Origin of the sequence: Streptomyces cupreus, assembly GCF_014257025.1 — a bacterium.
Taxonomy (GTDB): domain Bacteria; phylum Actinomycetota; class Actinomycetes; order Streptomycetales; family Streptomycetaceae; genus Streptomyces; species Streptomyces cupreus.
In genome coordinates, this window is sequence record NZ_JACMSF010000115.1 from 1 (window position 1) to 11061 (window position 11061).

At 70.8% G+C, this 11061-nt stretch carries 13 protein-coding genes and 2 pseudogenes; 6 read left to right on the plus strand and 9 right to left on the minus strand.

All coding sequences use genetic code 11. From position 1 onward, the window contains the following. Positions 1-410 (minus strand): PaaI family thioesterase (locus H4N64_RS42945; protein WP_186288059.1); only part of this gene is annotated, 410 nt, incomplete at its 3' end. Positions 411-475: 65 nt separating this feature from the next. On the opposite strand from H4N64_RS42945, the gene H4N64_RS42950 reads away from it, so the two are divergent. Next, positions 476-898 (plus strand): MarR family winged helix-turn-helix transcriptional regulator, encoded by a 423-nt coding sequence (locus tag H4N64_RS42950; RefSeq protein ID WP_186288060.1) that lies wholly within the window; start codon positions 476-478, stop codon positions 896-898. A gap of 5 nt (positions 899-903) precedes the next feature. On the opposite strand, the gene H4N64_RS42955 is transcribed toward H4N64_RS42950, so the two are convergent. Beyond that, positions 904-2493 carry an SMI1/KNR4 family protein gene (locus tag H4N64_RS42955; RefSeq protein WP_260860368.1) on the minus strand — a complete coding sequence of 530 codons (1590 nt, stop codon included), beginning with the start codon at positions 2491-2493 and terminating at the stop codon, positions 904-906. Between the two features lie 46 nt (positions 2494-2539). Next, the gene (locus tag H4N64_RS42960; protein ID WP_186288061.1) at positions 2540-4114 is read right to left on the minus strand and encodes an alpha/beta hydrolase; all 1575 of its coding nucleotides are present in this window, start codon (positions 4112-4114) and stop codon (positions 2540-2542) included. Between the two features lie 266 nt (positions 4115-4380). Here H4N64_RS42960 and H4N64_RS46260 point away from each other — a divergent pair, with 266 nt between their 5' ends. Continuing rightward, positions 4381-5028: a chaplin gene (locus H4N64_RS46260; protein ID WP_186288062.1), complete on the plus strand. Its 648-nt coding sequence runs from the start codon at positions 4381-4383 to the stop codon at positions 5026-5028. Positions 5029-5280: 252 nt separating this feature from the next. Here the strand turns inward: H4N64_RS46260 and H4N64_RS42970 are convergent, their stop codons facing one another. Further along, positions 5281-5766 (minus strand): nucleoside deaminase, encoded by a 486-nt coding sequence (locus tag H4N64_RS42970; protein ID WP_186288063.1) that lies wholly within the window; start codon positions 5764-5766, stop codon positions 5281-5283. A gap of 147 nt (positions 5767-5913) precedes the next feature. On the opposite strand from H4N64_RS42970, the gene H4N64_RS42975 reads away from it, so the two are divergent. Continuing rightward, entirely contained in the window at positions 5914-6864 is a 951-nt protein-coding gene (locus H4N64_RS42975; protein ID WP_186288064.1) for an SDR family oxidoreductase, read from the plus strand. Beyond that, entirely contained in the window at positions 6846-7622 is a 777-nt protein-coding gene (locus H4N64_RS42980; RefSeq protein WP_260860372.1) for a phosphotransferase, read from the plus strand. The genes H4N64_RS42975 and H4N64_RS42980 overlap by 19 nt, the downstream gene beginning before the upstream one ends. A gap of 50 nt (positions 7623-7672) precedes the next feature. Here the strand turns inward: H4N64_RS42980 and H4N64_RS42985 are convergent, their stop codons facing one another. After that, positions 7673-7843 carry a hypothetical protein gene (locus H4N64_RS42985; RefSeq protein ID WP_186288065.1) on the minus strand — a complete coding sequence of 57 codons (171 nt, stop codon included), beginning with the start codon at positions 7841-7843 and terminating at the stop codon, positions 7673-7675. Between the two features lie 93 nt (positions 7844-7936). Here H4N64_RS42985 and H4N64_RS42990 point away from each other — a divergent pair, with 93 nt between their 5' ends. Then, on the plus strand, positions 7937-8704 hold the full coding sequence (locus H4N64_RS42990) for an ArsR/SmtB family transcription factor (RefSeq protein WP_186288069.1): 768 nt from the start codon (positions 7937-7939) through the stop codon (positions 8702-8704). Positions 8705-8797: 93 nt separating this feature from the next. On the opposite strand, the gene H4N64_RS42995 is transcribed toward H4N64_RS42990, so the two are convergent. From H4N64_RS42995 to H4N64_RS43005, 4 genes and pseudogenes are all read right to left on the minus strand, one after another. Beyond that, complete coding sequence (locus H4N64_RS42995; protein WP_186288066.1) at positions 8798-9238, minus strand: SPW repeat protein; 441 nt, start codon at positions 9236-9238, stop codon at positions 8798-8800. Positions 9239-9522: 284 nt separating this feature from the next. Further along, positions 9523-9897: pseudogene (locus H4N64_RS43000) on the minus strand (TetR/AcrR family transcriptional regulator); the annotation flags it as partial. Further along, entirely contained in the window at positions 9882-10115 is a 234-nt protein-coding gene (locus H4N64_RS44680; RefSeq protein ID WP_418896342.1) for a hypothetical protein, read from the minus strand. The gene H4N64_RS44680 and the pseudogene H4N64_RS43000, both read right to left, overlap by 16 nt. Next, positions 10037-10333, minus strand: a complete 297-nt coding sequence (locus H4N64_RS43005) for a TetR/AcrR family transcriptional regulator (RefSeq protein WP_222110077.1) — start codon at positions 10331-10333, stop codon at positions 10037-10039. Before H4N64_RS43005 ends, H4N64_RS44680 begins: the two co-directional genes overlap by 79 nt. Positions 10334-10368: 35 nt before the next feature. Between H4N64_RS43005 and H4N64_RS46120 the strand changes: the two are divergent. Beyond that, positions 10369-10757: pseudogene (locus tag H4N64_RS46120) on the plus strand (VOC family protein); the annotation flags it as partial. Between the last annotated feature and the right edge of the window lie 304 nt (positions 10758-11061).

The following is an 11061-nucleotide window of genomic DNA, read 5'->3' on the forward strand; positions in this document are numbered from 1 at the left end:
GTCACGGCGATGGCGCCCTGGGAGACCGCGCAGAGCGTCTCCCCGCCCTGGCTGTCGACGGTGATCAGATCGCAGCGGCACACCACACGGGTGCGGCCCGCGCGGACGACCTCGGCATGGGCTCGCAGGAGTTCGCCCTTGGCCGGGCGGAGGAAGTCGAGCGTGAGCCCGGAGGTGGTCAGCCGGGCGCCGGCCACGGTGCCCGCGGCGAAGGCCGACGCGTTGTCCGCCGCGTAGCCGAGCACTCCGCCATGGACGTAGCCGTACTGCTGCAGCAGTTCGTCGCGGATGTCCAGTTCCAGCGTCGCCGCGCCCTTGCCGAACGCGGTGAGCCGGGCCCCGAGCAGGGTGGAGAAGGGCTGTGCGGCCAGTACCTTCCTGGCCGACGCCAGGTCCAGATCCTCGGTCATGAGATCCTCACTTCAGTAGTGAAGTGAGAGTGGCGCGGGCCTGCCGCCTCTGTCAAGATCGGCCCATGTCCGAGCCTGATCAGCGCCTGTACTTCCTGTTGCAGCGGGCGGCGCACCGGCTGCGCACCACCGCCGACCGACGCTGTGTGGCGGCCGCCGGGATCACCACCGCCCAGCTCGGCGCGCTGTTCGCCGTCGAGGAGCGGCCGGGCATCACCCAGCAGCAACTGGCACGCTCGCTCGGCCTGCGGGAGTCGGCCGTCACGGGCCTCGTGACCCGGCTGACCACGGCCGGCCTGCTCGCCAAGCGGGCGCACCCGAGTGAACACCGGGCCGTGGTCCTGGAGTTGACCGATGCCGGGACCGCCGCACTGGATGCCGCCCGCCCCGAGATCGACCGCTTCAACGCCGAACTGCGCGCCCTGCTCGGCGAGGACGGCTTCAGCCGGACCGCCGCCGCCCTGCACCGGATCGCGTACGAGGACTGAGCCTTTTACGCGCCCCCGGAACCCGAGACCCGCACGGCGCCGTCGGTGTCGAGGCCGAGGCGGGCCGCCCAGGCGAGGGCGTCGTCGAAGGTGGCGTCGTCCGCGGACAGGTGGGCGGCCGCGAGGCCGGGAGGCGCTCCGGCGCCGTCCAGCAGGTCGTTCCACTGGTCCGCGGTGAGGGCGAGGTAGCGGAGTCCGGGCAGATCGGCCAGGACGGCCGGGTCCGCGATGTCGGCCCCCGAGAGGTCGAGGCCGTGCAGGTGCGGGACCGTGCGCAGGGGGGTCAGGTCGACCCGGGCGGTGGTGGTGAGGCCGAGGGAGGCCAGGTGGGGATGGCCCGTGAGCGGGGTGAGATCGCCGCCGTCGAGGGTGACGCGCAGGGATTCCACCGGCAGGTCGCGTATCGGCGTCAGATCGGCGGTGGTGGAGCGGTTGAGGTGCAGTCGGCGCAGGCGCGGGGCGGCGCTCAGCGGGGCGAGGTCGACAAGACCGGTGACGTTGTTGACGTGCAGGGCCTGGAGGGTGGCCGGGACCTCGTCGGGCAGGTCGCCGCCGATGATCTGCTGGGTCTCGGGCTCGGATCCGGGTTCGTCCAAGTAGAGCTGCCCGCCGTGCAGTTCGTAGGCGCCCTGTTCCAGCAGCTCCAGACAGCGGCCCAGGAGCGAGGTGACCGAGTCGGCGACGTAGGCGGGTCCCTCGTCGTGGTCGCGGCCGGTCCCGATGACCTGGCCGGGGCGGCCGTCGCGGGCCGGGGACATGTCGACGGCCAGGAAGTTGCCGTCCTCGCTGGTGCCGAAGCGCAGCCAGCCGGGGTGGCCGCCGCAGCGGCGGACGGTATCGGCGGGGGCGGTGTCGAAGACGACAGCCTCCCATTCCAAGTCCCAGCCGAACCAGGGCCGTTGGTCCGCACCCCACTCCGTGTGCTCGGCGACCATGCTGTCCAGGGACAGCCAGGCGTTGCGCGGGAACAGATCGAGGTCGCGGCCGCCGTCCGCGATGAGGTAGAGCGCCCGCAGGTCGGCGGGCAGGCGGTGGCCCAGCTTGTGTTCGGCCGCCTCGATCGCGGCCTCGGTGGCGGGCGGGGGCAGCTCTTCGGGGCGCCCCAGAATCGCGGCGCGCCGCTCCAGGTACGTACGGAAGCGGGCCACGGCCGACTCGGGGTCGCCCGCCGGGGTGGCGGTGCCCGGCTCCTGGCGCAGCCCGGGCTGCACCAGCCGGTGACCGGGATCCAGGACCACCTGGAAGCCGCCTTCGGCCCCGGTCACAAAGCTGATGGCGTCATGGAAGGCGACGAGCCGGTACTCACCGGACGGCCGGCACCGGATCTCCATGCTCACGGGCTCCCAGCCATGTTGCTTGCGCAGGATCTCTCCGAGGGCCATGAGGTGCTCATGGGGAGCGGGAAGGCCGGAGCCCCACCCGCTCCGGCGCGGGCTGTACCCACCGGTCACCGACGAACCCCCATGCCCCGCCCGGCTGTACATCACCGCCTCCGTCCAGCCCGCCGGGATGTACGACATCATCCTCTGGACGATCGGCCGCACCGCCTGCTCCACCATGATCCGCTCCCCGGTGTCGATGTTCCCGGGAATCATGACAGCCGCCACTGACAGCGGCCCCGTACGAGCGGCTCGGCCGGCCTCAGTCGTCGTGCTCCGACCCGCACGAACTGCCGTTCGCCGGCAGGGAGCCGTACAGCAGGAACGCGTCCACCTTGCCGTGTACACAGGTCGAAGAGGCGTACCCGGTGTGGCCCTCGTCGCGGTTGTCGAGGACGACGGCCGGGGAGCCGAGGCGGCGTGCGGTCTCCACGGTCCAGCGGTACGGCGTCGCCGGGTCGCCGCGGGTGCCGACCAGGAGCATCTTCGGGGTGTCCAGGTCCTTGACCTTCTCGCGTATGAAGTCGGTGCCCTTGGGGCGGCCGTAGCACATCAGGACCTCGGTGAGCCGGTAGCGGCCGAACACCGGGGACGCCCGCTCGTACTCGGCGCGCAGCCGGCCGAGGTTGCGGGTGATGTCCTCGGCGGTGGGCCGGTCGGGATCGTCCGCGCAGTTGATCGCCATCAGCGCCGCCGGGAGGTTGTCCAGGGGGACGTCCTCCGCGTCCACCAGGCCGCCGTCGCCGTCGCCGTTCCGGCCGGGCACGGCCATCCCGCCGGAGGCGAAGGCCATCACGCCCCGGGTGTCGCCGTCCTCGACCAGCGAGGTGAGGGCCCGTTGCAGGGACGGCCACAAGTCCTCGCTGTACAGGGCCTGTCCGATGGCGCCCACCAGATCCTGCCCGGTGAACACGTCCCCGAAGTCCGTCGGCACGGGATCCTCGTCCATCGACTCCACGAGTTGTACGACGTCTTCGCGCGCGGTGCGCGGATCCTGCCCGAACGGGCAGCCGATGTCCTTCGTGCACCAGTTGATGAAGTTCTCCAGCGCCCTCTGCTGCCCCTCGGCGCCCGCCACGCCCTGCTCGGTCAGCGGTTCGGTGAGGGTGTCCACGCCGTCGAGCGCCATGCGTCCCACCTTGTCGGGGAACTGTGTCGCATACACCGCGCCGAGCCGCGTCCCGTAGGAAAATCCCAGGTAGTTGAGCTTCTTGTCGCCGACGGCCTGGCGCATCACGTCGAGATCGCGGGAGACGTTCACGGTGCCTATGTGGGGCAGCACGGGCCCGGAGTGCTTGGCGCAGGCGGCGGCCGTGGCGCGTGCCTCCTCCAGCACCGCCTGCGGATCAGCGTCGAGTTCGGTGCTGTCGTCCGTCGAGTCGGCGATGTCCTCGGGGCCGTCGCCGCAGCTGACCGGAGAGGACCGGCCGACGCCGCGCGGGTCGAAGGTCACCACGTCGTAGCCGTCGGTCAGGCCCATGAAGTCCTTGCTGCCGTAGGCGAGTTGGTCGACGCCCGCACCGCCGGGCCCGCCGAAGTTCAGCAACACCGAACCCCGGGACTCACCCGTGGCCCGATAGCGGGCCAGCGCCAGGTCGAGCGTCCCGGCCCCGGGGTCGTCGTAGTCGAGGGGGACCGTGACCTTTCCGCATTGAAGGTCCTTGGGCGCCTCCATGCCCTCGCACTTCCCCCATGACACCTTCTGGCGGTAGAACCGCGTCAGATCGGGCTCGTCGTCGTCCGCCGCCGGAAGTCCCACGCCCAGCAGTGCCAGCCCTACGGCCGAGATGACGGCGCTGCGCCGCAGGGAGGGCCGCTTCGACAGCTTGCCCAGCATCGATGCCTCCAGGGGTGCCCGTCGGCGGACCGGGATCCGGCGCCCTCGATCACGATAAGCGGCCCCCACAGGCTCCGCCTCCGGACGAGCGGGAGCGCCCGAGGTGCGTTACGCTCCGCGCTCTTCCCGTTGCCCACTGCCGCTAGTTCGATAACCGTGCCGCTCGTTGGGGTGAAAGGCCGATTAGCCATAACTCAGATGGTTCGCCTGCGTTTTATCCGGTGCGGGCGAGTGCCCCGCGTCCATGTCTGGAAGGCAGGGAACCTATGAGACGGGTTACCCGAAACGGTGTTCTGGCCGTCGCCGCCGCGTCCGGCGCGATGGCTGTGACGATGCCCGCGCAGGCCGACTCCGGGGCCGACGGTGCCGCGGTCGGCTCGCCCGGTGTGATCTCCGGCAACACCATCCAGCTCCCGGTGCACGTCCCGGTGAACGTGTGCGGGAACACCGTGAACGTGGTGGGGCTGCTCAACCCCGCTGCGGGAAACAGCTGCGCCAACAAGGGCGCGGGCGACGAGCGCGAGGCGCCGGGCGGGGCGTCCGCGAACGGCGGCGCGAAGGATTCGCCCGGTGTGATCTCCGGCAACGTCGTCCAGTTGCCGGTCGACCTCCCGGTCAACGTCAGCGGCAACAGCGTGAACGTGGTCGGCATCGGTAACGCGGCCGTCGGCAACGACTCCGAGAACACCTCCGGCGACCGCCCCGTACGACCCGAACGCCCCGCGGAACCGGCGCCCGAGCCGCCCCGGACCCACCCCGGCCCGAAGCCCGCGGCACACGTCCCGGACCGCCCCGAGGCCTCGCTCGCCCTCACCGGCGCGGACCACACCGTCCCCGCGGTGGCGGGCGGTGCCGCCCTCGTCCTCGGCGGTGCCGCCCTCTACCGGCGCTTCCACGTCGGGGCGGTGCGCTGAGGCCAAGAGGATCAGCGCGTCCAGCAGGCTCGGCAGGTCGTGGCCGGCCCAGCGGTAGCGCACCAGGTCTGACAGGCCGATGGCGAAGCGCGGATAGGTGGCGAGGCAGCAGGCGCCGGCGGGGAAGGGGAACGGGTTGGAGGCGTCGAAGTACGCCTCCATCAGGCTGTAGTACGTGTCCATCCGGCGGGGGCTTTTCCGATCTCAGGCAGCGCGTCTCGGCCGCTGCGTCTCGGCGGAAGCGGGCCCCTGTCAGCCCTGCGGACGGTGGAAGCGGACGTGCAGCGCGTGTACTTCGTCCACCAGTTCGGCCACCGGGCCCTCGACGATCACGCCGGGCGCGATGTCGCTGACCGGCAGCGCCCGCACCGGAGGAGCGGGCACGCCCAGCTCCGTCAGCCAGGCGCCGAGCTGCTCGCTGGAGGCCACGTACACGATGCGGCCGAGGCCCACCCAGGCGTGGGCGGCCGCGCACATGGGGCAGTGCTCGCCGGAGGTGTAGACGGTGGCCGCGGCCCGCTCCTCGGGGGTGAGGTGGGCCGCCGACCAGCGGGCCAGTTCGAACTCGGGATGCCGGGTGCGGTCGCCGGAGGCCACCCGGTTGTGGTCCTCGGCGAGCACCGAGCCGTCCGCCCCGACGAGCACCGAACCGAACGGCTCGTCCCCGGCGTCCAGCGCCTCGGCCGCCAGCTCCACGCAGCGGCGCAGGTACGGCAGTTCGGCGTCCTTCACGACCATGACGTACGACCCTTCTCGCGCAGGTGATCTTCCTTCGCACCCTACGCTCGACAGTCATTGCCAGACCCTGTCGTGAGGGTTATAGTCTCTAACAGAAACGACAGCAACTAACTCTCGGCAGCTAACTCTCTTGAGAAGGGGTCAGTCATGACCGCCACCGCACGCCCTCTGCACGTCGTCCTCGGCTCCGGGCCCGCCGGAACCGCGCTCGCCCGGGAACTGGTCCGCCGGGGCCACCCCGTACGGCTCGTCGACCGCAAGGGTGAGGGGCCCGCGCTCGACGGCGTCGAGCGGTTCGCCGCCGATGTGGCCACCGCCGAGGGCGCGCGGGCCGCCGTGTCCGGAGCCGCCGTGGCCTACCACTGCGTCAACGTCGGCTATCACCTCCAGGTCGAGGTGATGCCCCGCATCCAGGAGGCCGTCCTGGCCGCCGTCGAGGCCGTCGGCGCCCGCCTGGTGGTGCTCGACACGCTCTACCCCTACGGCGAGACCAAGGGCGCCGTGATGACCGAGGACTCCCCGTGGCAGGCGACCACCCGCAAGGGGCGGATGCGAGCCGACCTCGACGAGAAGTACCTCGCCGCCCACCGTGAGGGCCGCGCCCGCGTCGTCCTCGGCCGCTCGGCCGACTTCGTCGGACCCGGCGTCCTCAACTCCACCCTCGGCGGCGCCGTGTTTCCGGCCGCGCTCACCGGCGGGGAGGTTCCCGGACTCGGCGACATCGACCTGCCGCACAGCTACACCAACATCGAGGACGTGGCCGCGGGCCTCGCGATCCTCGGAGAGCACCCGGAGGGCGACGGCCGGGTCTGGCATCTGCCGACGGCGCCCGCCGTCAGCACCCGCGAGATCCTCGCCATGATCGAGAAGCGGGTGGGCGGGCCGCTGCATGTCGTGCCCGTGCCCCAGGCCCGCCCCTTCGGTCCGTTCGACGAGGAGTTCATGGCCGAGTACGCGGAGATGTTCTACCAGCACACCGAGCCCCAGATCATGGACTCCTCGGCCTTCGAGCGGGCCTTCGGCACGGCTGCGACCCCGCTGGCCGAGACCATCGACGCCACGGTGGCCTGGTATGCGGAATGGCTCGGCCGGCACTGATCTGGATCGACGGCTTCGAACCATCGGCGATACTCAGGCGGATGGAGGAGAGCGCGCTGGACGGCGGGGCCGTGAGCGAGGTCGTACGGGTGGGCGCGACGGTTCGACGCGGGCCGTCACCGCGATCGACGTACGTACGCGGCCTGTTGGCCCTCTTCGAGCGCCACGGGTGGCCGGGCGCCCCGCGCTTCCTCGGCACCGACGAACGCGGGCGGGAGATGTTCGACTACATCGAGGGCCGCGCGGCGGTGAGTGACGAGGAGCGTGCCGCGGCCCGTACGGATGCGGCGCTGGTGCGGATCGCCCGGCTGGTGCGCGAGTTCCACGACCTGACCCACGGCACGCCCCTCGCCGGCGACCGGGACGTGGTCTGCCACAACGACCTCGCGCCGAAGAACACGGTCTACGACGGCGGCTGGCGGCCCAGGGCCTTCATCGACTGGGACCTCGCCGCACCGGGCGAGCGCGTGCACGATGTCGCCCATGTGTGCTGGCAGTACCTCGACCTCGGCCCGAGCGTGACCGACGTACCCGAGGTGGCCCGGCGGATCCGGCTCATCCGCGAGGCGTACGGCGAGGGTGACCTCGACGGCCTGGTCGACACCGTCCTGTGGTGGCAGAACCGGTGCTGGCGTGGCGTCGCCGCAGGGGCCGAGCGAGGGGAGGCGGCCATGGTCGGGCTGCGGGACCGGGGCGTGGTGGAGGAAGTGCGGGCCGATCATGACTGGGTGGCTGATCATCGCCGTGAACTCGGCTGAGCGCGCCGGGGAGCCTTGGGGTGGGCTCCCGGCGCGGTCGTGAGGGTGCGTCAGTCGGCCTGGCGCGCGGCGGTGTCCGGGACGTCCGGCTGGGGCTGGTCGGGCGGGGCAGGGGACTCGTCGATCCATGACGTCAGGCTTCCGTCCGGCTGAAGGGTGACGTGCAGGCCGTTGTTCTGGCCGAAGGCGGGGTGGCCCTTGGCGACGAGTGTGCTTGCCAACGGTAGGAACGGGCGAAAACGGTCTACGCCCGCATTGACATGCAAGCAGATGCCTGCATAACTTTGAGTGTGCGATCCGAGAGCGACTCGCCTATGGGCCAGGTCTTCAAGGCCCTGGCCGACGACACGCGCAGGCGGCTCCTTGACCGGCTGCACGAGGACAACGGTCAGACACTCGGCGAGCTGTGCGCTCGGATCGAGATGACGCGTCAGGCCGTGACCCAGCATCTCGCCGTCCTGGAGGCCGCCAATCTGGTCAGCACCGTGCGGCGGGGGCGGGAGAAGCTGCACTACCTCAACCCGGTCCCGCTCCACGAAATGCAGGAGCGGTGGATCGACAAGTTCGAGCGCCCACGCCTGCGCGCGCTCGGCGCCGTGAAGCGACAAGCCGAGGAAGCCATGACCGACAAGCCGACCTTCGTCTACGTCACCTACATCGAGAGCACGCCCGAGAAGGTCTGGGACGCGCTCACCGACGCCGAACTGACCGCCGCCTACTGGGGGCACAGCAATGTGTCCGACTGGCGGCAGGGCTCCCGCTGGGAACATGTCCGCACCGACGGCTCCGGCATCGCTGACGTGGTCGGCACCGTGGTGGAGAGCGAACGCCCGACCCGGCTGGTCACCACCTGGACCGAGCCCGAGAACGAGGGGCGCGCGGACATGTACTCCCGGGTCACCTTCGACATCCAGCGGCACGCCGACATCGTGCGCCTGACCGTGACCCACGAGGATCTACGCACCGAGCGCGACCTGGCGGACGTCTCCCTGGGCTGGCCGGCCGTGCTGTCCAACCTCAAGTCGCTGCTGGAGACCGGCAGTCCGCTCCCGCAGGAGCCGTGGCTGGTGCCGGGGAAATGAGGGCGGACACAGGGCGCCGGCCGGTCCGTGCCACCACGGACCGGCAGGCGCGTCCTCCTTCTACCTCTCGTTCCTCACTTCTTGGTCTTGGCTCTACGGCCGGGGAGCGCTCTTCGCCGCCGTACCGGCGCACATCAGCCCCAGGATCACGGCCAAGGCGCCGACGATGATGTTGTTCCACACAACGCCCGCGTCCGGGCTGTCGCCGACGATCCATGGCGAGACGATCATCCAGATGCCCAGTGCGCACATGGCCCAGCTCAGGCCGTACATACGCTCCGGAGCGCGGGTGAACCCGAGGGCCAGCAGGCCGATGGCGATCCCGATCACCAGGTTGTGCGGGACGAGGTCGGGCTGGCTGGTCGTGTAATGGACGACCCACGGGGATACGGCGCAGTACAGACCGAGCAGGAACACCGGTCCGTCCACGAGCGCCACATCACGACCGCCGAGCATGCGGGCGTAGCGCGCCCGCATTTCGGATGCATCAGGGTGGCTGGTTATGTCACCTCTGGTGGGCGAGACGTTGGCCATGACTCGTCTCCTTTGACTCAAGGGCCTGACCGCGTCTGGTGCGGTATACGGTAAGCGCCGCTTACCTACATTCTGCTCTTATTTGGCCTTTATGTGTAGCGGTCGGGGTGTGGGGCGCGGGGCTCGGGGATTGTTTCTACGGCTGAATGGTTGGTGTATGCATCGATACGTCCGACCGCTCGAACCGGCTACGGGACGCCGAACCACCCGCGTGGCTCCCCTGTTCGGTGGCGTGGGGAGGAGCGGGACGGGCAACTGTCACGGCCGCTGCTCCATCGGGACGTTCAGTCACCGGAAGGCGGTGCTGGAGTAGCCGCTGAACTGAGGCTGCTCGCCGCCTCGTAGAGCAGGCGCGCGTGCAGCTCGAACAGGGCGACCAGGCCCACGCCCGCGACCTCCCTTTGGATGAACAGACCGTCCGCGCCCGCGACGGCGTAGGTCGTGAGGGTGTGGACCGCGTCTTCGTCCAGGTCCGGGAACAGGGTCCGGATCGTCTCCGCGACCCGCCGGCGGGAGACTTCCCGCACCTGGAGGAACACCGTCCTGCCGCGCGGCTCGGTGGGGCGGCGTTCCAGCGCGAGCATCAGGCCGGGGCGGAGGAAGTCCGGGGCGTCGACCAGGGACTTGGCGATGTTCCCGGCCATCAGCGTGACCCGCTCGCGGGCGTCAGCGCCTGCACCGCGGCGCGGATGTCGTTCAGGGCGCGCGGCGCGAGGCCACGGTCGTAGCGGACCAGTTCGAGCCCGTGGTGGAGGAGGATCTTGCTCATCTCGGGCTGACGGCGGTGCAGTCGGCCGGTCATCCGGAAGCTCTGCGCGAAGGCGACCGCCGGGTCGTCCAGATCGGCGGTGAGCCGTTCCATGAGGGTGCCCCACATTCCAGCGTCTCCTCGACGGCGACCCGGAACAGCTCGTCCTTGCTGTCGAAGTGGTTGTAGAAGGAGCCGACCCCGATGTCGGCGAACTCGGTGATCTCCTGGATCGGGACATCGGTCCGGCCCTCGGCCAGCAGTCGCTGAGCCGCGCACACCAGCGCGCTCCTGGTCCGCGCCTTGCGCCGGTCCACCCGCCGGGGTGCGGTCTTCTCGGCCGCCATCGCATCCTCCAGCCCACCCGTGCCTGCTAGTGACCGTGTCCGGGACGACACACCAAGACCTGCACTCCGAGCAGGGCGCACGCGCAGAACCCGGTGATCAAGGTCCACGACATCGCGTGGCTGGAGTTCCTCAAGCCCGATCTGGACCGCGCCGAGGCGTTCGCGCACGCCTTCGGCTTCGTCACGGCGTACCGCGACACCCGTGAGCTGCATCTGCGCGGAACCAAGGCGGGCGCGCCCTGTGTGATCGTCCGCAAGGGCCGCACCTCACGGTTCCTCGGACCGGCCTTCCGCGCCGCCGAGACACGCGACCTGCTCCGGCTGGCCGACGCCACCCACCCCCCGGGTGCAGGCGCTGCCGCAGACCCTGGGCGGCCAGGTCGTGGAACTGCTCGACTCCGGCGGACTCCGGGTCCGGGTCGTCGCCGACACCGACGACCTGCGTGACGGAGACGTGGCGGAGCTGACCATCCGCACCCCCGACGGGGCCATCGACCTCGGCGTGCAGCAGAGCAGGGGGCGGTTCGCATGACCGACCTCCTGCGAAGAGCCGCCGAACAACGGCCCGAGCGGACCGCCCTCACCCTTGCGCGCAGTGGCGCAGACGCCGCGGAGGCGTCGCCAGGTAGGTGCCCTGGTTGTTGGCGAGGAGGGTGACCCGCGCTAAAGCAAGGGGGTGATGTGTTCAGCTCCTGGTGAGCAGTCCGCGGCTGCGCAGCACCCGCCGT